Origin of the sequence: Bradyrhizobium iriomotense (genome assembly GCF_018129405.1) — a bacterium.
Classification (GTDB): Bacteria; Pseudomonadota; Alphaproteobacteria; order Rhizobiales; family Xanthobacteraceae; genus Bradyrhizobium; species Bradyrhizobium iriomotense_B.
This window is the reverse complement of the sequence record NZ_JAFCLP010000013.1, coordinates 31925-57231: the sequence shown is the minus strand read 5'-3', so window position 1 is coordinate 57231 and position 25307 is coordinate 31925. Positions and strand designations below refer to the sequence as shown.

21 protein-coding genes are annotated in these 25307 nt (G+C 65.5%); 14 read left to right on the top strand and 7 right to left on the bottom strand.

Annotated elements, in window-relative coordinates; all coding sequences use genetic code 11:
- Positions 1-204: 204 nt before the first annotated feature.
- From JQ592_RS24450 to JQ592_RS24420, 7 genes are all read left to right on the top strand, one after another.
- A complete protein-coding gene (locus JQ592_RS24450; RefSeq protein ID WP_211405332.1) occupies positions 205-1755 on the top strand; it encodes an ABC transporter substrate-binding protein in 1551 nt (516 codons plus the stop codon).
- A 206-nt stretch (positions 1756-1961) separates the two neighbouring features.
- Positions 1962-2933 (top strand): ABC transporter permease, encoded by a 972-nt coding sequence (locus JQ592_RS24445; RefSeq protein ID WP_211405331.1) that lies wholly within the window; start codon positions 1962-1964, stop codon positions 2931-2933.
- Complete coding sequence (locus JQ592_RS24440) at positions 2930-3769, top strand: ABC transporter permease (protein WP_211405330.1); 840 nt, start codon at positions 2930-2932, stop codon at positions 3767-3769. The genes JQ592_RS24445 and JQ592_RS24440 overlap by 4 nt, the downstream gene beginning before the upstream one ends.
- 2 nt (positions 3770-3771) lie before the next feature.
- Positions 3772-5391, top strand: coding sequence for an ABC transporter ATP-binding protein (locus JQ592_RS24435; protein WP_211405456.1), 1620 nt, complete (start codon positions 3772-3774; stop codon positions 5389-5391).
- A 370-nt stretch (positions 5392-5761) separates the two neighbouring features.
- The gene (locus JQ592_RS24430) at positions 5762-5938 is read left to right on the top strand and encodes a hypothetical protein (RefSeq protein WP_211405329.1); all 177 of its coding nucleotides are present in this window, start codon (positions 5762-5764) and stop codon (positions 5936-5938) included.
- Complete coding sequence (locus tag JQ592_RS24425; protein ID WP_183246088.1) at positions 5935-6144, top strand: hypothetical protein; 210 nt, start codon at positions 5935-5937, stop codon at positions 6142-6144. The genes JQ592_RS24430 and JQ592_RS24425 overlap by 4 nt, the downstream gene beginning before the upstream one ends.
- A gap of 113 nt (positions 6145-6257) precedes the next feature.
- Positions 6258-7196 carry an AEC family transporter gene (locus JQ592_RS24420; protein WP_211405328.1) on the top strand — a complete coding sequence of 313 codons (939 nt, stop codon included), beginning with the start codon at positions 6258-6260 and terminating at the stop codon, positions 7194-7196.
- Positions 7197-7211: 15 nt separating this feature from the next.
- On the opposite strand, the gene JQ592_RS24415 is transcribed toward JQ592_RS24420, so the two are convergent.
- Positions 7212-7499 (bottom strand): hypothetical protein, encoded by a 288-nt coding sequence (locus JQ592_RS24415; protein ID WP_211405327.1) that lies wholly within the window; start codon positions 7497-7499, stop codon positions 7212-7214.
- A 183-nt stretch (positions 7500-7682) separates the two neighbouring features.
- Between JQ592_RS24415 and JQ592_RS24410 the strand changes: the two genes are divergently transcribed.
- The 4 genes from JQ592_RS24410 to JQ592_RS24395 all read left to right on the top strand — a co-directional run bounded on the left by JQ592_RS24410 (position 7683) and on the right by JQ592_RS24395 (position 12531).
- Positions 7683-8003: a hypothetical protein gene (locus JQ592_RS24410; protein ID WP_211405326.1), complete on the top strand. Its 321-nt coding sequence runs from the start codon at positions 7683-7685 to the stop codon at positions 8001-8003.
- Between the two features lie 225 nt (positions 8004-8228).
- Positions 8229-8954 carry an outer membrane protein gene (locus JQ592_RS24405; RefSeq protein WP_211405325.1) on the top strand — a complete coding sequence of 242 codons (726 nt, stop codon included), beginning with the start codon at positions 8229-8231 and terminating at the stop codon, positions 8952-8954.
- 166 nt (positions 8955-9120) lie between these two features.
- Positions 9121-11274 (top strand): methyl-accepting chemotaxis protein, encoded by a 2154-nt coding sequence (locus tag JQ592_RS24400; protein ID WP_211405324.1) that lies wholly within the window; start codon positions 9121-9123, stop codon positions 11272-11274.
- A gap of 195 nt (positions 11275-11469) precedes the next feature.
- On the top strand, positions 11470-12531 hold the full coding sequence (locus JQ592_RS24395) for an MBL fold metallo-hydrolase (protein WP_211405323.1): 1062 nt from the start codon (positions 11470-11472) through the stop codon (positions 12529-12531).
- 169 nt (positions 12532-12700) lie between these two features.
- On the opposite strand, the gene aroQ is transcribed toward JQ592_RS24395, so the two are convergent.
- Entirely contained in the window at positions 12701-13132 is a 432-nt protein-coding gene (aroQ, locus tag JQ592_RS24390; protein ID WP_211405322.1) for a type II 3-dehydroquinate dehydratase, read from the bottom strand.
- A gap of 344 nt (positions 13133-13476) precedes the next feature.
- Between aroQ and hemA the strand changes: the two genes are divergently transcribed.
- Both hemA and JQ592_RS24380 read left to right on the top strand, forming a co-directional pair.
- On the top strand, positions 13477-14706 hold the full coding sequence (gene hemA, locus JQ592_RS24385) for a 5-aminolevulinate synthase (RefSeq protein WP_211405321.1): 1230 nt from the start codon (positions 13477-13479) through the stop codon (positions 14704-14706).
- A 282-nt stretch (positions 14707-14988) separates the two neighbouring features.
- Complete coding sequence (locus JQ592_RS24380) at positions 14989-18498, top strand: PAS domain-containing hybrid sensor histidine kinase/response regulator (protein ID WP_211405320.1); 3510 nt, start codon at positions 14989-14991, stop codon at positions 18496-18498.
- A gap of 13 nt (positions 18499-18511) precedes the next feature.
- On the opposite strand, the gene JQ592_RS24375 is transcribed toward JQ592_RS24380, so the two are convergent.
- The 4 genes from JQ592_RS24375 to JQ592_RS24360 all read right to left on the bottom strand — a co-directional run bounded on the left by JQ592_RS24375 (position 18512) and on the right by JQ592_RS24360 (position 21472).
- Positions 18512-19333, bottom strand: a complete 822-nt coding sequence (locus JQ592_RS24375; protein WP_211405319.1) for an SDR family NAD(P)-dependent oxidoreductase — start codon at positions 19331-19333, stop codon at positions 18512-18514.
- 18 nt (positions 19334-19351) lie between these two features.
- Complete coding sequence (locus tag JQ592_RS24370; protein ID WP_211405318.1) at positions 19352-19915, bottom strand: cytochrome P460 family protein; 564 nt, start codon at positions 19913-19915, stop codon at positions 19352-19354.
- Positions 19916-19987: 72 nt separating this feature from the next.
- Positions 19988-21016: an alpha/beta fold hydrolase gene (locus tag JQ592_RS24365; protein WP_211405317.1), complete on the bottom strand. Its 1029-nt coding sequence runs from the start codon at positions 21014-21016 to the stop codon at positions 19988-19990.
- Positions 21017-21052: 36 nt separating this feature from the next.
- On the bottom strand, positions 21053-21472 hold the full coding sequence (locus JQ592_RS24360) for an organic hydroperoxide resistance protein (protein WP_211405316.1): 420 nt from the start codon (positions 21470-21472) through the stop codon (positions 21053-21055).
- A 196-nt stretch (positions 21473-21668) separates the two neighbouring features.
- Here JQ592_RS24360 and JQ592_RS24355 point away from each other — a divergent pair, with 196 nt between their 5' ends.
- The gene (locus tag JQ592_RS24355; RefSeq protein ID WP_211405315.1) at positions 21669-24509 is read left to right on the top strand and encodes an ATP-binding protein; all 2841 of its coding nucleotides are present in this window, start codon (positions 21669-21671) and stop codon (positions 24507-24509) included.
- Positions 24510-24514: 5 nt separating this feature from the next.
- On the opposite strand, the gene JQ592_RS24350 is transcribed toward JQ592_RS24355, so the two are convergent.
- Positions 24515-25186, bottom strand: a complete 672-nt coding sequence (locus JQ592_RS24350; protein ID WP_018643430.1) for a response regulator — start codon at positions 25184-25186, stop codon at positions 24515-24517.
- Positions 25187-25307: the final 121 nt, after the last annotated feature.

Below are 25307 nucleotides of genomic sequence, written 5' to 3'. Positions count from 1 at the left end.
TCCGTGACACGCCAATGAATCAAGTGAAAACAGGACGCGCTGTACATTTTTTGTGCGAACCCTGTCGAGACTTTCATCTTGCGGCGCCGAATGAGACTGTGTGAGCCTCGAAACCGGATGGGGACTGGGAAGGGCCGGCCGTCGCTTTGCGCGCGAGGACGTCGCGAAGCGTTTGCGGCTGGCCGCGCTTGAGAAAGATACGATATGCCAAAACGAGTGTTGCTTGGTCTCCTCCTCGCTTGCGGCCTCACGGCCCCGGCGCTGGCGCAAGAGCCGAAAACGGGGGGCGTGATCAATGCCGTGATCCAGCCCGAGCCGCCCGGCCTGATGCTTGCGCAGGTCCAGAACGGCCCGACCCAGATGGTCTCGGGCAACATCTTCGAGGGCCTGCTGCGCTACAGCCCGAAGCTCGAGCCGCTGCCGGAACTTGCCGAAAGCTGGAGCGTCAGCGAGGACGCCAAGACCTACACCTTCAAGCTCAAGAAGGGCGTGACCTGGCATGACGGCAAGCCCTTCACCGCCGCCGACGTCCTGTTCTCGATGGAGATGCTGAAGCAGACGCATGCGCGTGCCCGCACCAATTTGGCGCAAGTCGACAAGATCGAGACGCCGGACGACTATACCGTGGTCTTCACGCTGAAGCAGCCGTTCGGCCCGTTCCTCGGCATCTTCGAGGTCGGCTCGATGCCGATGGTGCCGAAACATCTCTATGAAGGCACCGACTGGAAGACCAACCCCTACAACAACGCGCCCGTCGGCACCGGCCCCTTCATGTTCAAGGAGTGGCAGAAGGGCTCGTTCATCCGCCTGGTCAAGAACCCGAACTATCACGAGAAGGGCAAGCCCTATATCGACGAGATCTACTGGCAGATCATCCCCGACGCCGCCGCGCGCTCGGTGGCCTATGAGACCGGCAAGGTCGACGTGCTGCCCGGCGGCTCGGTCGAGAACTTCGACGTGCCGCGGCTCTCCAAGCTGAAGGACACCTGCGTCACCGGCGCCGGCTGGGAGTTCTTCTCGCCGCTGGCCTGGCTATGGCTGAACAACCGCCAGGGTCCGCTCGCCGACAAGCGGGTGCGGCAGGCGATCATGTATGCGATCGACCGCGATTTCGCCAAGGACGTGATCTGGAACGGACTCGGCAAGGTTGCGACCGGCCCGTCCGCCTCGACCATCAAGTTCTACACCGATGACGTGCCGAAATACCCTTACAATCCGGCCAAGGCCAAGGCGCTGCTGAAGGAAGCCGGCTACAAGGGCGAGAAGATCCGCCTCCTGCCGCTCGCCTATGGCGAGACGTGGCAGCGCTGGGGTGAGGCGGTGAAGCAGAACCTTCAGGACGTCGGCATGAACATCGAGACGATCGCCACCGACGTTGCCGGCGGCAACCAGAAGATCGGCGACTGGGACTACGACATCGCCTTCACCTATCTCTACCAGTATGGCGATCCCGCGCTCGGCGTCGGCCGCAATTATATCTCCAGCAACATCGCCAAGGGGCAGGTCTTCAACAACGTCGAGGGCTACTCCAACCCGGAGATCGACAAGCTGTTCGCCGACGGCGCGACCGCAACCCCGGATTCCAAGCGCAAGGAGATCTACGACAAGGCGCAGAAGATCCTGGTCGAGGACGTGCCGGTGGCCTGGATGCTGGAGCTGCAATTCCCGACCATCACGCGCTGCAAGGTCAAGAACCTGATCACCACGGGGATCGGGGTCAATGACGGCTTCAAGGACGCATGGCTCGACAAGTGAGCCCTTCCTTCTTCACCTCTCCCCGCCTGCGGGGAGAGGTCGAATGTGCGCATAGCGCACATTCGGGTGAGGGGGAGTCTCCACGAGTCCAACTGCTGATACGCTCGCGGAGAGTCCCCCTCACCCCAACCCTCTCCCCGCAAGCGGGGCGAGGGAGTCACTCCGTCTCCGTGGCTCCAGGTCACATCACCAATATGACTCACTAGATGCTCTCCTTCGTCGCTCAGCGTATCGTGAAGGGCGTGATCGTCCTGCTCGCGATCGTCGTCCTCAATTTCTTCCTGATCCGGCTCGCGCCGGGCGACCCCGCGATCGTGATGGCGGGCGAGGCCGGCGCCAGTGACCAGGTCTTCGTCAAGCAGCTCCGAGAGAAGTTCGGCCTCGACAAGCCGCTGCCCGAGCAGCTCTTCATCTACGTCAAGGGCGTCGCAACCCTCGACCTCGGCTTCTCCTTCCGCCAGCAGGCGCCGGTCGCCAAGCTGATCGGCGAACGGCTGCCGGCGACGCTGCTGCTGACGCTGACCGCCTTCGCGATCTCACTTGCGCTCGGCATCCTGTTCGGCACCTTCGCCGCGCGCTTTGCCGGAACCTTTCTCGACACCGGCATCACCGTGTTCGCGCTGATCTTCTACGCCATGCCGATCTTCTGGGTGGCGCTGATGGGCATCCTGCTGTTCTCGGTCACCATGGATTGGCTGCCGAGCTTCGGTTACGAGACGGTCGGCGCCAACCTCACGGGCCTTGCCCATGCGGTCGACGTCGCAAAGCACCTGATCATGCCGGCGATGACGCTCGGCCTGTTCTTCATGGCGACCTACACCCGCATGACGCGCGCCTCGATGCTGGAGGTGAAGCGGCTCGACTTCGTCAAGACCGCGCGCGCCAAGGGCCTCTCCGATGCCGTGATCCAGCGTCGCCACGTGCTGCGCAACGCGCTGCTGCCGGTCGTGACGCTCGCCGGCGTGCATTCCGGCACGCTGATCGGCGGCGCGGTCATCACCGAGACCGTGTTCGCCTGGCCGGGCATCGGGCGGCTGATGTACGACGCGCTGCTGCAGCGCGACTACAATCTGCTGCTCGGCGTGTTCGTGATCTGCTCGGCCATGGTCCTGATCTTCAACCTCATCACCGACCTCGTCTATCGCCTGGTCGATCCGCGCATCGAATACGCCACATGAAACAGTTCTGGAAAGCGATGCTGAAGAGCCCCAGCGGCGTCATCGGCCTCATCATCCTCCTGCTCGCGATCTCGGTCGCGGTATTCGGGCCGATGCTGTTCCCGAACTCGCCCTGGCGCATGGTGCAGCGGCCGTTCCTGCCGCCCTTTACGCTCTCGACCGTGCCGCTCGGCACCGACGCGCTCGGCCGCGACGTGTTCGCCGGCATGATCTTCGGCGCACGCGTGTCCCTCCTTGTTGGCCTCGTCTCCACGCTCGTCGCGCTGGTCGTCGGCGTTCCCATCGGCGCCATGGCCGGCTATTTCGGCGGCAAGGTCGACGACGCCCTGATGCGCTTCACCGAATTCTTCCAGACCATCCCGAGCTTCGCGCTCGCCATCGTGCTGGTCGCGATCCTGCAGCCTTCGATCTATTCGATCGTGGCCTCGATCGCGGTGGTGAGCTGGCCGCCGGTCGCGCGCCTCGTGCGCGGCGAGGTGCTGTCGCTGCGCACGCGCGAATATGTCCAGGCCGCCGTCGTGACCGGCCAGAGCAACAGCTGGATCATCCTGCGCGAGATCCTGCCCAACGCGCTGTCGCCGGTGATCGTGCTGGCCTCGCTGATGGTGGCGACCGCGATCCTGCTGGAATCCTCGCTGGCGTTCCTCGGCCTCGGCGATCCCAATCTGATCTCATGGGGCTACATGGTCGGCGCCGGCCGCACTGTGATCCGGCAGGCCTGGTGGATCACCGTATTCCCCGGCGTCGCCATCCTGATCTCGGTGCTCGGCCTGAACCTGATCGGCGAAGGCCTCAATGACGCGCTCAATCCGCGCCTGTCGCGGGAGGGCCGCTGATGATGACCGCTCCTCCCGCAGTCTCGATCAAGAACCTCAGGATCGCGCTCCCCAAGGGCGCCGAGCGTCCCTTCGCCGTCGACGGCGTCTCGCTCGACCTGCGGCCCGGCAAGATCGTCTGCGTCGTCGGCGAATCCGGCTCCGGCAAGTCGATGTGCGCGCATGCGCTGATGGGCCTGTTGCCGGATACGGTGTCGGTCGCCTCCGGCGAGATCCAGTTCGAAGGCCGCGATCTGCTCAAGCTCGACGACGACGGCTGGCGCGATCTGCGCGGCCGCAGGCTGGCGATGATCTTCCAGGAGCCGATGACCGCGCTCAATCCGTTGATGCGGATCGGCGACCAGATGGCAGAGATGTTCGAGGCGCACGGCCTGCTGACGCCGAAGGAGCGGCGTGCGCGAGCCCTGGCGCTGGCGCGCGAGGTCGGCCTGCCCGACCCTGAAAGAATCGTGCGCGCCTATCCGCACCAGCTCTCCGGCGGCCAGCGCCAGCGCGCCATGATCGCGATGGCGCTCGCGCTCGAGCCGGCCGTGCTGGTCGCGGACGAGCCGACCACTGCGCTCGACGTCACCACGCAGGCGCAAATCCTGAAGCTGATCCGCAACCTCCAGCGCAACCGCAACATGGCGGTGATGTTCATCACCCATGATTTCGGTGTCGTCGCCGACATCGCCGACCAGGTCGTGGTGCTCCGCCACGGCAAGGTCGTCGAGGAAGGTCCCGCCGCCACCGTCTTCAGCAAGCCGCAGCACGACTACACCAAGGCATTGCTCGCCGCCGTGCCGTCGATGGATCCACCGGCGCGCAGCCCCCTCGACGATCAGGCCAGGGCCGTCGAGGTGATCGGGCTGGACAAGACCTATGTCACGTCAGGTGGCTGGTTTCGCGAGGACCGCCGCGTCGATGCGGCGCGCGCGGTCAATTTCAACATCCTCAAGGGCGAGACGCTCGGCCTCGTCGGCGAATCCGGCTCCGGCAAGTCGTCGGTGGCGCGCCTCGTCATGCGGCTGATCGAAGCCGACCGCGGCACGGTGCGGATCGGCGAGACCGATCTCACGCAGCTTTCGGGCAAGGCGCTGCGCGCCGAGCGCCATCGCATCCAGATGATCTTTCAGGATCCGTTCGCCTCGCTCAATCCGCGGCGCAAGATCGGCCACATCATCGCCGACGGCCCGATCGCTGCCGGTACCGATCCGAGGGTGGCGTTCGACCGCGCCCGCGACCTCTTGAAGATGGTCGGCCTGGATGCCGGCGCACTCGAACGCTATCCGCACGAATTCTCCGGCGGCCAGCGCCAGCGCATCGGCATTGCCCGCGCGCTCGCGCTCGAGCCGGAGATCATCGTCGCGGACGAAGCCGTCTCGGCGCTCGACGTCTCCGTACAGGCGCAGGTGTTGAAGCTGCTCGAAGACCTCAAGGCGCGCCTCGGCCTGTCGATGCTGTTCATCACCCACGATCTGCGCGTCGCTGCGCAAATCTGCGACCGCATCGCGGTGATGCAGCGCGGCGCCATCGTCGAGCTGAAGCCGACCGCGCAGCTCTTCGCCGCGCCCGAGCATGAATATACGCGTGAGCTGCTGGCGGCGGTGCCGGGGCGGAAGGAGCGCGCACCGGCGGCCTGAGGCGGCTTGTCATCGTTCGTCAATCTTCGTGATCGTTCCAAAAACTTGCACGCTGCAGGAATCGAAACATATTCGATCGAGCAGCATTTGCTTCGTGGACGATCCTTGCTGATGGCAGCAAGGGGTAGGCTGACACCAGCAATCGTTCGCGCGCCGGCGAGATCCGTACAACGAACGTGACGTGGTGAACGGCTTCACAACCCAGCGTGTGAGACACTCCGGGAAGTTGGGTTCTTCGGAGCGCGGTCACACGCTTTTTATCCGGTCGTGATCGGCCCGCCGCTTCAAAGCCGAAGGCGGCACCATAGCTATCCATTGAATGATCGACGTCATCTCATGACGGACTCACACACCGATATTCGGAGCCAACATGGGCGAAGTTATTCGATTTGTCTCCAAGTCCGAGCGCGAGCGAGCACGCCTCATCGCGGAGGCACGCGCCATCTACGACAGCATCTTCCCGCCGGCTGATCCGGCCAATGAGGGGCGGGGAAAGCCGGCGATCGGTCGGCCGTTCATCGGCCGCGAGGGGGGTAATCTGTCGTGATCAAGATCATTGCCGTGCTCTGCAGTCTCGCCTCTCCGACCAATTGCCACGAGCAGATCGTCACCACCTCGGACTTCGCGCAAGTCTCGGTGCAGTCCTGCCTGATGGGCGCGCCGCAGCTCGCCGAATGGATGAACCAGCATCCGGCCGAGCGCCTGGCGGCATGGCGCTGCGTGATCGGTCAACAGACCGGCCGCGGGATCTAGGCCGGCGCCCCGCTACCACTTTCGAGCCGGAAGCAGCTCACGCAAGGCAGTGACGGCACTCCATCGCCGGGGTAACCTCTTGTTGCGGCCATTGGCAGCAAGGGGGAAGCCGGATGGAAGTCGCGAGCCTCGTTCTTCCCGTTTTCGCGATCATCGTCACCGGCTGGCTGGCCGGCGAGTTCGGCTATCTCTCGCGATCGCTGGCCGACGCGCTGGTGCACTTCGCCTACAACGTGGCAATGCCTGCGCTGCTGGTCGTCACGATCGCGCAGGAGCCGGCGCGCAATCTGCTGGAATGGCGCTTTCTGCTCGCGTTCGGCGGCGGCTCCCTCATCTGCTTTGCCCTGGTCTTCCTGGCGGTCCGCGCCGGCGGAAAGCATGATCTCGCCAGCAGCACGATCCATGGCATGGCGGCGGCGATGACCAATACCGGCTTCGTGGCGCTGCCGATCCTGCACGCGATCTACGGCCAGCCCGCCGTGCTGCCGGCTGCGGTGGCGACGGTGTTCGTCGCGGCCGTGATGTTTCCCATCACGGTCATCCTGCTGGAAAGGGACGCGCGCGGGTCGTCCGCGCAGTCCGCGGGCCTCGCGAAGCAGATCCTGCTCAATCCGATGGTACTGTCGACGCTTATCGGTCTCGTCTGGGCGATCACGGGCCTGCCGATTCCGGCGCCGGTCGCCGCCTATCTCAACATGATCGCCGCCGCGCTGACGCCCTGCGCACTGTTTGCCATCGGGCTCGGCCTGTCGGTCGAAGGCCTGCGCTCCAGCCTGAAGGCCTCGTTCGCGCTCGCGGCCGTGAAGCTCGTGGCCATGCCGCTGATCGTCTACGGACTTTGTGTGATCACCGGCCTCAACGCGCTCTACACCGTCGCCGCCGTGATATGCGCGGCCGTGCCGACGGCGAAGACCGTGTACGTGCTGGCGCACGAGCACAAGGTCGAGGAGAAGCTTGTCGCGGCCACGGTCTCGGTCACGACGATGCTGTCGGTCGCAACATTGCTGATCGCGCTGTACCTGCTCTCGGACCTCGCGACCGGGACGCGCTGACCCGCACAGGCGCGCTTATCTCGTGGTGTTGCTCCAGGTCGGAACGGCGTTGGTCACCCCGACCGACGGCCAATTGTACGACCCGATCGACGGCGCCGTGACCGTGCCGACCGTCTGTCCCGACGAGCCGTAAGCCGCCCTGGGCTGTGCAATTGGCGCGCCGGCACCGCTATAGGTCGGACCCACCACGCTTGTGTTGTAATAATGTCGGCTCGAGCGGGCCTTCTTCGCTTCGGCCGCGAAGGGCGCAGCGAGCAGTCCGGCAGTGATGAATGCGGCGATGGCGAGCCTGATGCTGGTCATGGCTGATCCCTCCGTCGTTGGGATGCCCCTTTGCTCATCTGATCATGCATCGGACAATTTCCATAGGCCTGTCGTTCATAACTCCGTGCGCGCGCGAAGGTGCCGCAGCGCGGCGCGCCGCCTTCGGATGGACCCGAATCAGCGCTAGTGCATTGCCTGAATGACCTCCTGGACGCGAGTGACATGACCGGCCCCGAACTGAAGCAGCTTCGCAGCGACCTTTCCGACGTCATCGAGCGCAAGCTGACGGCAGCCGATATGGCCAAGCTCTGCGGCTTGCCGGAGAAGGGCGGGGCCGACACCATCCGGCGCTGGGAGGTGAGCGGCCCGAGCCCGTCGGCGACCAAGGTGCTGCGCGTGCTCGCGATGGCGAGCGAGCGCTATCCGATCCTGGAGAAGTTCGACATCTTCGATCGCCACGACGTGCGCGAGGAGGATCGGCCGGCCAGGCGCGCGGCGTTCCGCGCGCAGATGCGCGACGAGGTGCTGCGGCGTCTTGGTTAACGGAAGACGCGCGCAAGCTTGCCGGCAGCCGCGGAATTAAGCCTTCCTTCAGCATTTCTTAAGCTGGCATTAAGCACAAAAATCAATTGCAGCCCAATAAGTTAGGTTGGCTGCCGCTGTGCCACGGTTGTGACAGCATTATCATCAAAAGCGAGCTATCTGCAAAACCAACGACGGCGCGGAAAGCGCGCCAGCCGGGGACCTTACGTGTTGGAGTTCAAGACGATGAAGAAGATTCTGTTTGCGACCGTGGCGCTGCTGGTGGCGGGCGCTGCCGCGCCGGCGCTCGGTGCCGATCTCGGCAACCGCAACTACTACAAGACGCCGGCGCCGGCCTACGTCGCGCCGATCTACAACTGGACCGGTTTCTACGTCGGTGGCCATCTCGGCGGCGCCTTCTCCAGCGACAACAATTTCAACGGTCTCTCCACCGGCAACAACGGCAACGGCCGTTTCCTCGGCGGCGTGCAGGTCGGTGCGGACTGGCAGTTCAACCCGAACTTCGTGGTCGGCGTCGAAGGCCAGTACTCCTGGCTGTCCGGCAGCGTCGGTGCGGTGTTCCCGGGCGGCGTCGCCTACACCAACGACCAGCGTGGCCTCGGCTCGATCACCGGCCGCGTCGGCTACACCTGGGGCCCCGGCCTCGTCTACGTGAAGGGCGGCTACGCCTATTCCGACAACAACGAGAAGGTGACCGTCGGCGGCGTGCCGACCGCTTTCGTCATCACCGGCGATCACCGCAACGGCTACACCGTCGGCGCCGGCCTCGAATACATGTTCGCCCCGAACTGGTCGGCCAAGGCCGAGTACCAGTACTACAATTTCGGCGACGCGAGCTTCACCGGCGGTCCGCTGGCGGGCACCGGCAGCTTCACCACCGACGACCACACGGTCAAGGCCGGCCTCAACTACCGCTTCAACTGGGCGAGCCCGGCGGTCGCGCGCTACTGATCGGTTAGCAAGATCTTATCCTGACCAAGGGCCGGCGATCTCGCCGGCCCTTCTTTTTTTCGCTGTGCGGAACCAAATGCAAGCAATTGCACCAATTGCGATTTTTTAACCGGCCCTGCCGATACTGCCCGCCACAAAACAGAAGCAAGAGCGTGGGGGAATTTCGATGGCGATCCGTCTGGGCGCTGGCCGTTTGCTTGGTCGATTCAAGCCTCGTTTCAAAAAGCCACAATGGGGCGTGCGCGGAAGCTTGTTCACGGCGTTCGCGGTGATCGCGGGCATGGGCCTCGTGATCGCAGCCGGCGCCGGCCTGGCGCTGCAGAATCTCGGCGGACGTATGATTGAACTGAGCGGGCGGGACATTCCGCGCCTTGCCGCGAGCCTGCAATTGTCGGCTCTCAGCGCGAGCCTCGCAGCACAGGGACCGGCCCTGCTGGCGGCTCAAAGCGAGGAAGCCCTGAACGAGCGCACCAAGAAGCTCAGGGAATTGCAGGAGCAGACGCAGCAGAAGCTCAACGAGATCATCGAGCTCGGCGGCGACAAGGCCGTCGTCGCCGGACTCAGCGAGACGATGAAGAGCATCAACGAGGCGGCGCAGAGCCTGGCCAAGGCCGCCCGCGAACGGCTGGACATCGCGGCCCTCCATGACAAGCAATATGACGCGCTGCGTAGCGCCCAGGGCGCGTTCGTCGGCGCGGCCAGTCCGGCGATGCTGGACGCGCAGACCCGGGTCAACGCCATTCTCGGCTCGGCAAACCTGTCGGCCGAAGATGCCACCGATGCCGCGCAGACCGTCGGCCAGCTCGGCAACGTCGTCGCCAGCGGCAATCTCGCAGCCGCCGACATGAGCGCGGCGCTGTCGGCGAACACGAGCGACAAGCTCGACGACATCCAGAAGGAGTTCAAGACCGCCCAGGGACGCCTGCGGTCGAACCTCGATCTGCTGCCGGACAATGAGGGCAACAAGATGCTGCGCGCGACGGCGGAAAAGCTGCTCGCGCTCGGCACCGGCAAGACCGGCGTGTTCAATCTGCGTGAGAAGGAGCTCGACTCCATCGACTACGGCCAGACCATCCTGGACGAGACGCGCAAGCTCAATGTCGGCCTCGGCATCAGCGTGCAGCAGCTCGTCGACGGCGTGCAGAAGGAGACCAACGTCTCGACCTTCCAGGCGCGGCAGGAGATTTCGCTCGCCACAACGGTCATGCTGGCGCTGGGCGCGCTGATGCTGGTCGGCTCGGCCTTGTTCGTCTGGCTCTATGTCGGCCGCAACATCCTGCGCCGGATCACCGGTCTCCAGCGCGCCATGCAGCAGCTCTCGGCCGGCGACCTCGACACCGAGATCGCGCGCTCGAAGCACAATGACGAGATCGGCGCCATGACCGACACGCTGACCGTATTCCGCGACAGCATGGTCGAGGCCCGCGCGCTCGCCGGCGAGCAGGACAAGGACCGCGCCGCCAAGGCCGAGCGGGCCGCGCGCATGGAAGCCAGGATCGCCGAGTTCGAGGGCACCGTGCGCACCGCGCTCGACAATCTGGCGCAATCGGCCAATTCGATGCAGTCGACCGCGCAGAGCATGTCGACCACCGCCGACCAGTCCAACGCGCTGGTGAACGCGGTCGCCTCCGCCGCGGAAGAGACCTCGGTCAACGTGCAGACGGTGTCGTCAGGCACCGAGCAGCTGTCGTCCTCGATCGAGGAGATCAGCAAGCAGGTGGTGACCTCGGCCGCGATCGCCAAGAAGGCGGTCGACGAGGCCGGCGCCACCGACACCACGGTGCAGAGCCTCGCCGACAGCGCCAGCCGCATCAGCGTCGTCGTCGACCTGATCCAGACCATCGCCTCGCAGACCAATTTGCTCGCGCTGAACGCCACCATCGAGGCCGCCCGCGCGGGCGAGGCCGGCCGCGGTTTTGCGGTGGTCGCCTCCGAGGTGAAGAGCCTCGCGAGCCAGACTGCCAAGGCGACGGAGGAGATCCGCACCCAGATCGCCAGCATGCAACAGGTCACGACCTCCGCAGTCGGCGCCATCCAGGGCATCGGCCGGATCATCGGCGAGATCAACGACGTCACCACCACGATCGCAGCCGCGGTCGAGGAACAGGGCGCGGCCACCCGCGAGATCGCCCGCAACATCCAGCATGCGGCCGGCGGCACCAGCGAGGTCTCCAGCAACATCGTCGGCGTCTCTACCGCCTCTGCGGAGGCCGGCGCAGCGGCAAGCGAGGTGCTGGGTGCCTCCGACGCGCTCCGCCGCGAAGCCGACATGCTGCGCGGAGAGATCGACGCGTTCCTCAACAACATGCGGGCGGCGTAAGGACGCCAGCCCGCGGCCCCGTAGCCCGGATGGAGCGCAGCGTAATCCGGGGATGGTCCCACACGAGAGAAAGTCCCGGATTGCGCTGTGCTCCATCCGGGCTACGGAAAAACGGCCGGTATGACCGCCATGCGGAGACCACGGCCTGTCCTTTTTCGGCTGGCGTCCCGCCCCATGTGCAGGTACCGATAGTGCATGCATTCGAAAACCGACACCGTGCAGTCCTCGGCCGAGGCCCTGCGCTATCCCTGGGAACAGCATCCCGGCCATGAGGAGGTCGTGGAGGTCAGGCCCGGCGTGTTGTGGGCGCGGCTGAAACTGCCGTTCCGCCTCAATCACGTGAACATCTATCTGCTCGCCGACGGCGACGGCTATGCGATGGTTGATGCCGGCTTCGGCAACGAGGAGACGATCGAGGCCTGGACGAAGCTGTTCGATGGTCCGCTGAAGGGCGTCAACATCACGCGCCTGATCGTCACCCATTCGCACCCCGATCATGTCGGGCTCGCGGGCTGGATCGTGGAGCGCTTCAACTGCCCGCTGGTGATGTCGCAGGTCGAATATCTGCAATCGGTCTATCACCAGAACCGCGGCACCGAGGAGCGTCGCAACGCGCAGCGGCTGTTCTTCCGCCGTCACGGCATGGACGAGTCGCTGACCGAAAAGCTGCTCGGCCGCGGCCAGGATTATCTCAAACAGGTGTCGGTGCTGCCGCCGTCCTACCGCCGCATCTCGCATGGCGACGAGATCGTGATCGGCCCGCGCCGCTTCAAGGTGATCACTGGCGGCGGACACGCGCTCGACCAGGTGATGCTGTATTGCGCCGACGACAAGCTGTTCCTCTCCGCCGACCAGGTGCTGAGCAAGATCTCGCCGAATGTCAGCGTGTGGGCGGTCGAGCCCGACCAGAATTCGCTCGGCGAATATCTGGCCTCGCTCGCCAGCCTCACCACCACCCTGCCCTATGACCTCTTGGTGCTGCCCGGCCACGGTGTGCCGTTCTACGGCCTCAAGACCCGCATCAAGCAGCTCGCCGACCACCACGAGGAGCGTTGCCGCCTGATTGCGGACGCCTGCCGCGAGCAGCCGAAGACCTCGCGAGAACTGGTGCCGGTGGTGTTCAACAAGCACGTGCTGGACGAACACCAGATGGGTTTTGCCGCCGGCGAGCTGGTCGCCCACGTCAACTACATGATCGTCGAGGGCCGGCTGACGGCCGAGACGAAGGACGGCGTGCTGCAGTTCCGGACGACGTGAGTGGTGCTTCACCTCGCCCCGCTTGCGGGGAGAGGTCGGTCGCGAAGCGACCGGGTGAGGGGGACTCTCCGCGAGTCCAACTCTCACCGTCCCCGCCGAGAGTCCCCCTCACCCCAACCCTCTCCCCGCAAGCGGGGCGAGGGAGCAGACCTTCGCCGCGGCTAGCAACTCACTTCATATTTGCGATCGCGTGCAGCGCTGCGATGTAACCGAACGGCCCCAGCCCGCAGATCACGCCCGTTGCCACGAACGAGATCTTGGAGTGCCGGTGATATTCGTCGCGGGCGTGGATGTTGGAGATGTGCACCTCCAGCACCGGGCCCTCGAACGTCTTGATGGCGTCCATGATCGAGACCGAGGTGAAGGACAGGCCCGCCGGATTGATGACGATGGCATCGGCATCCTGCCGCGCCGACTGGATCAAATCGACGAGCACGCCCTCATGGTTGGACTGGTGGAAGGCGAGCTTGAGGCCGAGCTTGGTGGCGGCGTCCTCGCAGCTCGCGTTGACCTCTGCGAGCGTCGTCGTGCCGTAGATGTGCGGCTCGCGGATGCCGAGCATGTTGAGGTTGGGACCGTTGAGGATCATCACGCGCTTCATGGAGAGGTCCTTTCGAAGGCCTGGTTCGAGCATGCGCGCCGGGCCAACGGCGCATGTGCTGCGGGAATCGGAGCGGGTAAAGCCGGCGGCCGCGGTCAAGGAAAGCGCGTGCCGAGCCGCGAAGGAAGACCAGGGCCGGCCAGACCCGCACCCCGGCGGATGCTGCAAAGCAGCATTGTTACCTCTCGCCCGAACTTGATCGGGATCAAGTTTCAAATCGCACGATAGGGCATTTTGCCCAAATGCCCACCAGGGCCAGATGTGGGATAGCGCATAGACATTGGAGCTGGAAAAGCTCTAAGAAGATGCCGCCCCTTGGTCAGGTTCCGTCTTAGGTTTTGCCGATGGATTACAGCCAGTTCTTCAATTCCGCCCTCGATCGTCTCCACTCCGAGCGACGCTATCGCGTGTTTGCCGATCTCGAGCGCACGGCGGGCCGGTTCCCGCATGCCGTCTGGCATTCTCCCAAGGGCAAGCGCGACGTCGTGATCTGGTGCTCGAACGACTATCTCGGCATGGGCCAGCACCCGAAGGTGGTCGGCGCCATGGTCGAGACCGCAACGCGCGTCGGCACCGGCGCCGGCGGCACCCGCAACATCGCCGGCACGCATCATCCGCTGGTCCAGCTCGAGGCCGAGCTCGCCGATCTCCACGGCAAGGAAGCCGCGCTGCTGTTCACCTCGGGCTATGTCTCGAACCAGACCGGCATCGCGACCATCGCCAAGCTCATTCCGAACTGCCTGATCCTGTCGGACGAGCTCAACCACAATTCGATGATCGAGGGCATCCGCCAGTCCGGCTGCGAGCGGGTCGTATTTCGCCACAACGACCTCGCCGATCTCGAAGCGCAGTTGAAGGCTGCGGGCCCGAACCGGCCGAAGCTGATCGCCTGCGAGAGCCTCTATTCCATGGACGGCGACGTCGCTCCGCTCGCCAGGATCTGCGATCTCGCCGAGAAATACGGCGCGATGACCTATGTCGACGAGGTGCATGCGGTCGGCATGTACGGCCCGCGCGGCGGCGGCATCGCCGAGCGTGACGGCGTCATGCATCGCATCGACATCCTCGAGGGCACGCTGGCCAAGGCCTTCGGCTGCCTCGGCGGCTACATCGCCGCCAACGGCCAGATCATCGACGCCGTGCGCTCCTACGCGCCGGGCTTCATCTTCACCACCGCGCTGCCGCCGGCGATCTGCTCGGCCGCGACCGCCGCGATCAAGCATTTGAAGACCTCGAACTGGGAGCGCGAGCGCCACCAGGACCGCGCTGCCCGCGTCAAGGCGATCCTTAGCGCCGCCGGCCTGCCGGTGATGTCGACCGACACCCACATCGTGCCGCTGTTCGTCGGCGATCCCGAGAAGTGCAAGCAGGCCTCCGACCTCCTGCTCGAAGAGCACGGCATCTACATCCAGCCGATCAACTACCCGACTGTACCAAAGGGCAGCGAACGCCTGCGCATCACGCCCTCGCCCTATCACGATGACGGCCTGATCGATCAGCTCGCCGAAGCCCTGCTGCAGGTGTGGGACCGCCTGGGCCTGCCGCTCAAGCAGAAATCGCTGGCGGCGGAGTGATTGTCGTCCTGGCGAAAGCCAGGACCCATTACCCCGACTGCGGATTGTTGCGCCTCGCTGGGGCCACCAGTGTGCCCATAACCACGTCCTGTGGTTATGGGTCCTGGCTCCCGTGCGCAATTGCGCACTAGGCCAGGACGACGTTGGGGTTTGCACCTTAACGACAACCCCAGTTCCTCCCCCGGCACGGCATTTCGCTGTCGCCTGCGTCCCTGCAACGCGCTAGATTTACAGGGAAAATGAGGCCGGGCGCGCTGGCGCCCAGGGAGAAGCGCGCTCGCCATGCTGCACGACTGGGGCGTGATCGCCGCCGCCTTCGGCTATATCGGCTTCCTGTTCCTGGTGGCGAGCCATGGCGACCGCCGCTCGCTGGCCGGACCCGGCCGCGCGTCCGGGCTGATCTATCCGCTGTCGCTGGCGATCTACTGCACCTCCTGGACCTTCTTCGGCTCGGTCGGCTTCGCCACCCGCACCTCGACCGACTTCCTTGCGATCTATGTCGGCCCGATCCTGATGATCGGGCTTGGCGCCGGCGTGCTCCGCCGCGTGATCCAGCTTGCGAAAGCCCACAACATCACCTCGATCGCCGACTTCATCGGCGCGCGCTACGGCAAGAGCCAGGCGGTGGCGGCGACCGTGGCGCTGATCGCGATCATCGGCTCGGTGCCCTACATCGCGCTCCAGCTCAAGGCCGTCGCCTCCTCGCTGGAGACGATCCTGAGCGAGGACCAGGCCTTCTCCCACATCCCAATCCTCGGCGACGTGGCGCTGATGGTGACGCTGGCGATGGCGGCCTTCGCGGTTCTGTTCGGCACGCGGCAGACCGACGCGACCGAGCACCAGCACGGATTGATGCTGGCGGTCGCGACCGAATCCATCGTCAAGCTGGTCGCCTTCCTCGCCGCCGGCATCTTCGTCACCTTCTGGATGTTCTCCCCGCATGAATTGATCGAACGCGCGATGAGAACGCCGGAGGCGGTGCGCACGATCAACTATTCGCCGTCGATCGGTAACTTCCTGACCATGACGCTGCTGTCGCTGTGCGCGATCATGTTGCTGCCGCGCCAGTTCCACGTCAGCGTGGTGGAGAATTCCAGCGATGCCGAGGTCGGTCGCGCGCGCTGGCTGTTCCCGCTCTACCTCGTCGCCATCAATCTGTTCGTGATCCCGATCGCGCTCGCCGGCCTCGTTACCTTCCCGTTCGGCGCAGCCGACCCTGACATGTACGTGCTGGCGCTGCCGATGGAGGGCGGCGCGGATCTGCTCAGCGTCGCCATCTTCGTCGGCGGCCTGTCGGCGGCGACCGCGATGGTGATCGTCGAGTGCGTCGCGCTCTCGATCATGGTCTCGAACGACCTCGTGGTACCCCTGGTGCTGCAACGGCGGCCGGAGGGACGCACCGGCGGCGCCGATTTCAGCGACTTCCTGCTGCGCTCGCGCCGGCTCGCGATCTTCGCCATCATGGTAATGGCCTATTTCTACTATCGCGCACTCGGCAACACCCAGCTCGTCGCGATCGGCCTGCTCTCCTTCGCCGCCATCGCCCAGCTCGCGCCGAGCTTCTTCGGCGGGCTGCTGTGGCGGCGGGCGACCGCGCGCGGTGCGATCGGCGGCATGCTGGTGGGCTTTGCGGTGTGGCTCTACACGCTGTTCATGCCAAGCTTCATGGATTCCTCGACGACGGGCATCCTGCTGCTCCAGCACGGCCCGTTCGGAATCGAGGCGCTGCGGCCGCAGGCGCTGTTCGGCGCCGACCTGCCGCCGCTGATGCACGGCGTGATCTGGTCGCTGTCGCTCAACATCCTCACCTATGTGCTGCTCTCGCTGGCGCGGCGGCCGTCGTCGATCGAGCTGGTGCAGGCCGATCTGTTCGTGCCCAACACGCTCGCCCCGATCGCCCCGAATTTCCGCCGCTGGCGCACCACCGTCACGGTGCAGGACATCCAGACCACGGTGGCGCAATATCTCGGGCCCGACCGCGCCCGGCATTCATTCGAAGCCTTCTCGGCGCGGCGCAATGTGCGGCTCGAGCCCGGGGCACCCGCCGATTTCGAGCTGTTGCAACACGCCGAGCACCTGATCGCCTCGTCGATCGGAGCTGCGTCCTCGCGCCTCGTGATGTCGCTGCTGCTGCGCAAGCGCACCGTCTCCGCCAAAGCCGCGCTAAAACTGCTCGACGATTCCCATGCGGCGCTGCATTTCAACCGCGAGATCCTCCAGACCGCGCTCAACCATGTCCGCCAGGGCATCGCGGTGTTCGATGCCGACCTGCAGCTGATCTGCTCCAACCGGCAGTTCGGCGATCTCCTCAACGTTCCCCCGCATTTCATCCAGTTCGGCACGCCCTTGCGTGAAATCCTGGAATTCTTGGGCGTAAGCGATCCGGACAATCAGGCCGACCGCGAGGCGATGATCGAGCAGCGGCTCGTGGCCTATACCACCGACAGCGAGCCCTATCTCGAGCGCTTGCCGGAACGCCACATGGTGATCGAGGTGCTCACCAACCGCATGCCCGGCGGCGGCTTCGTCATCACCTTCACCGACGTCACACCGACCTTCGAGGCGGCGGAAGCGCTGGAGCGCGCCAACGCGACGCTGGAAAAGCGCGTGCGCGACCGCACCGAGGAGCTGACCCGGCTGAACTCGGAACTCGCACTCGCCAAGAGCACGGCGGAAGATGCCAGCATCTCCAAGACGCGCTTCCTCGCCGCCGCGAGCCACGACATTCTCCAGCCGCTGAACGCGGCGCGGCTCTATGTCACCAGCCTAGTCGAGCGCCAGCACAGCGGCGAGGAGACGCGGCTGGTCGAGAACATCGACGAATCGCTCCAGGCGATCGAGGAGATCCTCGGCGCGCTGCTCGACATCTCCCGGCTGGACGCCGGCGCGATGGCGACCTCGATCTCGAGCTTCAAGATGGCCGACCTGATGCGCTCGCTGGAGATCGAGTTCGCGCCGATCGCGCGCGCCAAGGGCCTCGATCTCGCCTTCGTGCCCTGCTCGCTGCCGGTGCAGTCGGATCGGCTGCTGCTGCGGCGCCTGCTCCAGAACCTGATTTCCAACGCGATCAAATACACTCCGCGCGGCCGCGTGCTGGTCGGTTGCCGCCGCCAGGGCGCCGCGCTCAAGATCTGCGTCTACGACACCGGCGTCGGCATCCCGCCGGTCAAGCGCGGCGAGATCTTCAAGGAATTCCACCGCCTGGAGCAAGGCGCGCGGATCGCGCGCGGCCTCGGCCTCGGACTCTCGATCGTCGAGCGGCTGGCGCGCGTGCTCAACCACAGCATCGCCATCGACTCCAATGTCGGCGGCGGCTCTGTCTTCTCGGTGACGGTGCCGACGGCGAAGGCGATCACGCTCACGGCCGCCGTCACCAGCGCGACGCCGCTGGCGCGCACGCCGATCGCGGGCGCGCTGATCGTCTGCATCGAGAACGATGCCGCGATCCTCGACGGCATGCGCACGCTCCTGAAGGCCTGGGACGCCGAAGTGATCGCCGTCGCCGATCCCGAAGCCGCGATCGCCGCGATCGAGGCTGCCGGCAAGCGCGTCACCGGCCTGCTCGTCGACTATCACCTCGACCGCGGCAACGGCATCGCCGCGATCCGCGACGTCCGCCGCCGCTTTGGCGACGCCATTCCAGCGATCCTGATCACCGCCGACCGCAGCCCCGCCGTGCAGCAGGCCGCGCGCGAGGAAAAGATCGCGGTGCTCAACAAGCCGGTGAAGCCGGCCTCGCTCCGTGCCCTGCTCGGCCAGTGGCGCACGCAGCAGATGGTGGCGGCGGAATGAAGCGCACCGACGTTCAGTAGTCCGTCGATACGCTGAGGGCGCGCCACTTCTCCAATTCTTCGAGACGGAGCCTGTCCGTCGCGGCGACGGCGTTGACGGCATCGCTTCCGAGCGCGATCCGCAGGGGTGGACGATCCATGTCGGCGAGCTTCAGAACCACGCCGGCGGCCTTGGCCGGATCACCCGGCTGGCGGCCGTCATAGTCGCGTTGCATCCTGACGGCAGCACCGACGACGGCATCGTACTCCGGACGCCCTTCGCCGGTCGCGTGCGCGGCCTGGGCAAAGCCGGTCCGGAAGCCGCCGGGTTCGACGACTGTCACATGCACGCCGATCAGCGCCATCTCGCGCGCCAGCGACTCCGAGAAGCCCTCGATTCCCCATTTCGCGGCCGAATAGGCCGCGCGTGCCGGGGCACCGATCCGGCCGCCGACGGACGAGACTTGCATGATGTGACCGCGGCGCTGCCGGCGCAGCACCGGAATCGCCGCCTTGGTGACGATGATAGTGCCCATCAAATTGGCCTCGATCTGCCGCCGGAACGAGTCCAGGCTCGTGTCCTCGACCGATCCGAGATCGCCGTAGCCGGCGTTGTTCACGACCACGTCGAGGCCGCCGAACGTCGTCACGGCAAGTCCGATGGCCGCCTGCGCGGCAGCCTCATCGGTGACGTCGAGCGTTGCGAGCCGCAGTCTTTCGCCGAAACGTGTCCGCAACGATTCGAGCGGTCCGAGCGTCCGCGCAGTGGCAACCACCTGGTCGCCCGCGGCGAGCGCCGCTTCCGTGATGGCACGGCCAAGGCCGCGAGAGCTGCCGCTGACGAACCAGGTCTTCAAGCTATCCTCCGCATGGTCTCACGGCGCGAGCCGCGTGAAGACATAATCGCGGCTCCTGGCGCGGGCTTCGTGGCAGGCGAAGCAGGTGCGGTGCTGGGCCTCGTCGACCGGCTTGCCGTTGATGAACCGGCCAAAACCCCAGCCGCCGGTCGAGGCGTATTTCTTGGAATCCTTGACCATCACCTGGACCGTGGTGGCGGCGCCGGGAATCGTCGCGGATGCGAATTCCGGCGAATGTTTCCGCTTCCAGGCGCGCTTGACCAGAATGGTGCCGTCCGGAAACGGCAGCTTGCCGGCCTGATAGGCGTCAATCGCTGTCTGGTTGCCGAGGACAGCGCGAAGCTCGTCGAGCGGTGCCGCCTCTTCGGCCGGGGCGATCAGCTCCCACTGCTTGTAGCCGGCCGGAATCGTGACGCCGAAGATCGGCGAGGCATCAGCCGTGTTGTTTTGCGCCGGTTCTTCGGCAATGGCGATCGATACCAAATTGGGCACGCAAGTCAGGAGAACGACGAGAAGGAGCACGGCAAGCGTGATCACCGTAGCGTAGGAGCGCTTTTTCGTTTCAGGTTCGACAGGCGTCATGATGTTTCTTCAAACGGGGATCGCGGAACGTCCTCGGTCCAGCTGCGCTGGACCGAGGAACTGAAAAAGTCCTCAGGCGCCGTCGGCGTCGATGACGGCCTTGGCAAAGGCCTGCGGTGCTTCCTGCGGCAGATTGTGGCCGATGCCGCCTGTGATCAGGCGAAAGTCGTAGCGGCCGGAGAATTTTTTGGCATAGGCGCTGGGGTCAGGATGCGGCGCGCCGTTGGCGTCGCCTTCCATCGTGATCGTCGGCACGCTGATGACGGGAGCTGCCGCGAGCTTCTTTTCGAGCTCCTCATACTTCGCCTCGCCCTGGGCAAGTCCGAGCCGCCAGCGGTAATTATGGATCGTGATCGCGACATGATCCTTGTTGTCCAGCGCCGCCGCGCTGCGGGCGAAGGTGGCGTCGTCGAACTTCCACTGCGGCGAGGCGAGCTTCCAGATCAGCTTGGCGAAATCGTGCGTGTATTTCTCGTAGCCGGCGCGGCCGCGCTCGGTCGCGAAATAGAACTGGTACCACCACTGCAACTCGGCCGATGGCGGCAGCGGGGCGCCGCCGGCGGCCTGGCTGGAGATCAGATAGCCGCTGACGGACACCAGTGCGCGGCAGCGATCCGGCCACAGCGCGGCGATAATGTCGGCGGTGCGCGCGCCCCAGTCGAAGCCGGCGACGACGGCCTTCTTGATCTCGAGCTTGTCCATCAGCGCGATGATGTCGGCGGCCATCGCGGCCGGCTCGCCGTTGCGCGGCGTCTCGCTGGACAGGAACTGCGTCGTGCCGTAGCCGCGCAGATAAGGAATGATCACGCGATAGCCGGCCTTCGCCAGGATCGGCGCGACGTCGACGAAGGCGTGAATGTCGTAGGGCCAGCCGTGCAGCAGGATCGCGACAGGACCGTTCGACGGACCTGCCTCAACATAGCCGACATTGAGGACGCCGGCCTCGATTTGCTTGATTGGGCCGAACGACGCATTCGATGTGGAGGCGCGCGGCGCCTCCGTTTCGGCGCGGGCGAGGTCGAGGACGCCGAGACCGACGGCGACCGTCCCGGCGGCGACGCCAAAGAACTTGCGGCGGTGCTGGTCGATGAGCTGCTTCATGATGTTGCTACCTCGTTGATGGCTAGTGATGGTGCGTCAGGTCAGCGCGACCGCGACGTCGATGTTGCCGCGTACGGCCTTGGAATAGGGACAGGTCTGGTGCGCCTCATCGATGATGTCGCGCGCGACCTCGCGATCGAGACCCGGCAGGCTGACATTGAGTCGCGCCCGAAGCGCATATGTGCCTTCATCGACAAGAAGATCGATTTCCGCATCGATTGCGCTTTTTCTGGGAAGCACGATTTTCCGCTTGCGCGCCGCGATCTCCATGGCGCCTTCGAAACATGCTGACCAACCGGCCGCGAACAATTGCTCGGGATTGGTGCCGATGCCGGCACCACCCGGCGGCGACAATCTGACATCCAGGCGGCCATCGGAGCTGCGGGACATGCCGTCCTGCCGCCCGCCGCTGGTGCGGGTCCTGGCCGTGTAGAGCAGCTTTGCCGCTTGCGTCATGAAAGTCTCCTTGCCGTCGCGCAACTGACTACCAGCCGCCCCGGCAGGACACCCGTTGGGACTTGTGAGAAGTTGTGAGGCGGTCAGGGAACCCGGTCTGGAGGCCTGCATACGCGGTCTGATGCCGATGCAAAGCCGGTCTTGCCGGATCGGCGTCCGCTGGTTATCCGGTTTTCCAAATGAGCAAGATTTCGTGATGACTGAACCGGCCGCGCCCGCGGCAACGACACTGTCGTTCGGGCCATTCACCGTGAGGCCGCATGAGAGGCTCGTGATGCGCGACGGCGTCGCGCTGCCGATGGGCGCCAAGAGCTTCGATACGCTGATCGCACTGATGTCGCGGCCGAACGAGGTCGTCAGCAAGTGGGACCTGATGGCGCAGGTCTGGCCCGGCATGGCCGTCGAGGAGGCGAACTTACGCTTTCACATCGCGGCGCTTCGCAAAGTCCTCGGCGACGGCAAGGACGGCGCCCGCTACATCACCACGCTCTCGGGCCGCGGCTATTGCTTCGTGGCACCGATCGCGGAAACGGAGATTGCAGCGAAGCCGCGCCCCGCACCGCGGATGGAGCTGCCGCCAGTAAAACTGCCGAACCGGCTGCAACGGATGGTCGGACGCGACGATGCCGTTGCCGCCATCTCGGACAAGCTCATCACGGCCCGCTTTGTCACGATCGCCGGCCCGGGCGGCGTCGGCAAGACGGCCGTTGCCGTGGCGATCGCTCACGACCTGCTCGAAAATTTCTCCGACGCCGCACATTTCGTCGATCTTGCTGCTCTGAACGATCCCCAGCTCGTGATCACGTCGATCCTGCTGATGCTTGGCCTGCCGGCCGAGGCCGACGATCCCCTGCCCGCGCTGCTCGCGCATCTCAGGGAGAAGCGGATGCTGCTGATCCTCGACAATTGCGAACACGTCATCGCCACGGCGGCGCCGCTGGCGGCGGAAATCTTCCACGCCGCGCCACATGTCCATATCCTCGCAACCAGCCGCGAAGCCCTGCGTGTCGAAGGCGAGCAGGTCTATCGATTGGCGCCCCTTGCCGTTCCGCCGGACAGTGCCGGACTGACTGCGGCGGCCGCGCAGACCTATCCCGCGCTTCAGCTCTTCATCGAGCGGGCCACCGCTGCCGGCGCGCAGATTGCGCTCGACGACGGCAACGCCGCGCTCGTCGCCGGCATCTGCCGCAAGCTCGACGGCATGGCCCTGGCGATCGAGCTCGCCGCCGGCCGGGTCGAGGCCTACGGCCTGGAGCAGACGGCGGCGCTGCTCGATGAGCGCCTCAATCTGCTCTGGCAGGGTCAGCGCACCGCGCCGCCGCGGCAGAAGACGTTGCGTGCGACGCTGGACTGGAGCTACGGGCTCCTGTCGGACATCGAACGTCTCGTGCTGCGCAGGCTCGCGATCTTCGCTGGACATTTCACCATCGACGCCGCGCTCGAGGTCGTGCCGGACGAGCACGTCGACCGCGCGCGGCTGTTCGACGCCATCGACAGCCTCGTCGCCAAGTCGATGGTCGCGCCGCGACCGGTCGGTGCCATGATGCGCTACCGTCTGCTCGACACGACACGCGCCTATCTGCTCGAGGTCGAGCCTGACGACGCGGCACTCTCGGCTCGCCACGCGACCTACTACCGGCGATGGCTGCAGCAGGCCGGCACGACATGGGCGACGGTGCCGAGCGCCGACGAACGCGCGATCCATTTCTCAGCGCTTCACAACGTGCGCGCCGCTCTGGACTGGTGTTTTGGCGCGAATGGCAATGCGAACATCGGTATAGCGCTGGCTGCCGCTGCAGCCCCGATCTTTCTCGCGATGTCGCTGCTGATCGAATGCCGGCGCTGGTCGGAACGGGCGCTGCTTGCGATCGATCCCTCCTCGCGCGCCAGCGCCGAGGAGATGCACATCCAGGCCGCTCTCGGCCTGACGTCGATGTTCACGCGCGGCGGCAGCGAGGCGGCGCGCACGGCCTTGCGCCGGGGTCTCGCGATCGCGCAGGCGCGCAGCGACGCGCCGAACCAGCTTCAGCTGCTCGGCCGGATGCACATTTTCCACGAGCGGATGGGACAGTTCGACGCCGCGCTTGGTTACGCGCGGCAGAGCCTCACGGTTGCCGAGGCGCTGGGCGATGCCGCCTCGATTGCCCTCGCCCATTCCCTCCTGGGCGTGTCCTTGCATCTGGCCGGTGAGCATCGTGACGCGCTGAACATGCTGCAGGCGGCCTGGCAGGGGCCCGGCACGGAGCGGATCAGCACGGTCCACGGCTTCGATCACCGCAACCGGGCCGGCATCTCGCTGGCACGGGAGCTTTGGCTGCAGGGCCGGCCCGCGGACGCGCGGCAGCTGGCGCGGCAGACGGTCACCGAGGCCGCCCAGATGGACCATCCGATCACGCTCTGCATCGCGCTGATCTGGGCGGTTTCGATCGATCTCTGGAGCGGAGAGCTCGACGATGCCGAAGAGAACATCGACCGCTTCATCGCACATGCCGAGTCGCGCTCGATGGGCCCCTATCTCGCGGTCGGCCGGGGCGTCAAAGGCGAGCTGGCGATCCGGCGCGGCGACGCCGCCGGCGGCGTCGAGACGATAAGAGCCAGCCTGCGCGAGCTTCACGATGCCGGCTACGAGCTGCTCACCACGACGTTCAACATCGCGCTGGTTCAAGGCTCATTGGCGCTCGGACAGGTCGAGCAGAGCGCGCGCCTGATCGACGACGCGACCCGCCTCGTCGAGCAGAGCGGCGATCATCTCTACATGCCCGAGCTGCTGCGGATGAAGGCCAAGGTCTTGCTGTCGCTCCCGGCGCCAAGCACCGGCGACGTGGAAGGTCTGCTGATGCAGTCGCTCGAGCTTGGCCGCCGCAAGGGCGCGAAAGCCTGGGAGCTGCGCGCAGCGATCGATCTTGCGCGGCTTCTTGCTGAACGGCGCAGCTGCAAAGACGCAAAGCTGTTGCTCGAAGCGGCGCTTGAAGGTTTCGTCGAAGGCTCCGACACGGCGGATATCAGCGCGGCCAACGGTCTGCTGGAGACATTGTAGCCGGACTACCCCGTCGGCGTGCCCTGCTTCCACTGGCCGCCGGCGATCTTCGCGGCCGCAATCACCGCCTGGGTGCGGCTCTCGACACCGAGCTTCTGCAGGATCGCCGAGACGTGCGCCTTGATGGTGGCTTCGGAGACGCCGAGCTCGTAGGCGATCTGCTTGTTGAGCAGTCCCTCGGACAGCATCATCAGGACCCGGACCTGCTGCGGGGTCAGCGTGACCAGGCGATCGCGCAGGCGCGTCATGTCGGGGTCGGCAGCGGCGGACAGGTCGGTGTCGGCGGGAACCCAGACGTCGCCTTCCATCACCTTGAGAATGGCGTCACGCAGCGTCTCGACGCCGAACCGCTTGGGGATGAAGCCGGAGGCGCCGAAATCGAGCGAGCGGCGGATCGTGGCGCTGTCGTCGGAGGCCGAAACGATCACCACGGGGACCGCCGGATATTGCGCGCGCAGATAGATCAGGCCGGAGAAGCCGGAGATCCCGGGCATCGAGAGATCGAGCAGGATCAGGTCGACGTCGGAGGTCTGCTCCAGCAGCTTGGTCAGATCCTCGAACGATCCAGCCTCGTCGATCCTGGCCGAGGTCAGGACGCTCGCCACAGCCTGCCGCAGCGCGTCGCGGAACAGGGGATGGTCATCGGCAATGACGAGATGGGTCGAGGGAGCGTTCATCGTTCTCTTGCTGTCGTTCGCAACCGGCCGGCGAGTCGATGCCGCGGCACCTCAATTCTTCCCTGCCCGGCCGTGGCATGCAAGTGCACATTATCCCTTTGCTGCAAAGGGGTTAATCCGC

Bases quoted from the DNA above. Each gene is read 5' to 3' on its own strand.
- JQ592_RS24395 (WP_211405323.1), top strand. From the start codon at position 11,470: ATGCATTCGAAAACCGACACCGTGCAGTCCTCGGCCGAGGCCCTGCGC.
- JQ592_RS24420 (WP_211405328.1), top strand. From the start codon at position 6,258: ATGGAAGTCGCGAGCCTCGTTCTTCCCGTTTTCGCGATCATCGTCACC.
- JQ592_RS24365 (WP_211405317.1), bottom strand. From the start codon at position 21,016: ATGAAGCAGCTCATCGACCAGCACCGCCGCAAGTTCTTTGGCGTCGCC.
- aroQ (WP_211405322.1), bottom strand. From the start codon at position 13,132: ATGAAGCGCGTGATGATCCTCAACGGTCCCAACCTCAACATGCTCGGC.
- JQ592_RS24445 (WP_211405331.1), top strand. From the start codon at position 1,962: ATGCTCTCCTTCGTCGCTCAGCGTATCGTGAAGGGCGTGATCGTCCTG.
- JQ592_RS24370 (WP_211405318.1), bottom strand. From the start codon at position 19,915: ATGACGCCTGTCGAACCTGAAACGAAAAAGCGCTCCTACGCTACGGTG.
- JQ592_RS24410 (WP_211405326.1), top strand. From the start codon at position 7,683: ATGACCGGCCCCGAACTGAAGCAGCTTCGCAGCGACCTTTCCGACGTC.
- JQ592_RS24360 (WP_211405316.1), bottom strand. From the start codon at position 21,472: ATGACGCAAGCGGCAAAGCTGCTCTACACGGCCAGGACCCGCACCAGC.
- JQ592_RS24350 (WP_018643430.1), bottom strand. From the start codon at position 25,186: ATGAACGCTCCCTCGACCCATCTCGTCATTGCCGATGACCATCCCCTG.
- JQ592_RS24415 (WP_211405327.1), bottom strand. From the start codon at position 7,499: ATGACCAGCATCAGGCTCGCCATCGCCGCATTCATCACTGCCGGACTG.
- JQ592_RS24430 (WP_211405329.1), top strand. From the start codon at position 5,762: ATGGGCGAAGTTATTCGATTTGTCTCCAAGTCCGAGCGCGAGCGAGCA.
- JQ592_RS24380 (WP_211405320.1), top strand. From the start codon at position 14,989: ATGCTGCACGACTGGGGCGTGATCGCCGCCGCCTTCGGCTATATCGGC.
- JQ592_RS24435 (WP_211405456.1), top strand. From the start codon at position 3,772: ATGACCGCTCCTCCCGCAGTCTCGATCAAGAACCTCAGGATCGCGCTC.
- JQ592_RS24405 (WP_211405325.1), top strand. From the start codon at position 8,229: ATGAAGAAGATTCTGTTTGCGACCGTGGCGCTGCTGGTGGCGGGCGCT.
- hemA (WP_211405321.1), top strand. From the start codon at position 13,477: ATGGATTACAGCCAGTTCTTCAATTCCGCCCTCGATCGTCTCCACTCC.
- JQ592_RS24400 (WP_211405324.1), top strand. From the start codon at position 9,121: ATGGCGATCCGTCTGGGCGCTGGCCGTTTGCTTGGTCGATTCAAGCCT.
- JQ592_RS24440 (WP_211405330.1), top strand. From the start codon at position 2,930: ATGAAACAGTTCTGGAAAGCGATGCTGAAGAGCCCCAGCGGCGTCATC.
- JQ592_RS24355 (WP_211405315.1), top strand. From the start codon at position 21,669: ATGACTGAACCGGCCGCGCCCGCGGCAACGACACTGTCGTTCGGGCCA.
- JQ592_RS24450 (WP_211405332.1), top strand. From the start codon at position 205: ATGCCAAAACGAGTGTTGCTTGGTCTCCTCCTCGCTTGCGGCCTCACG.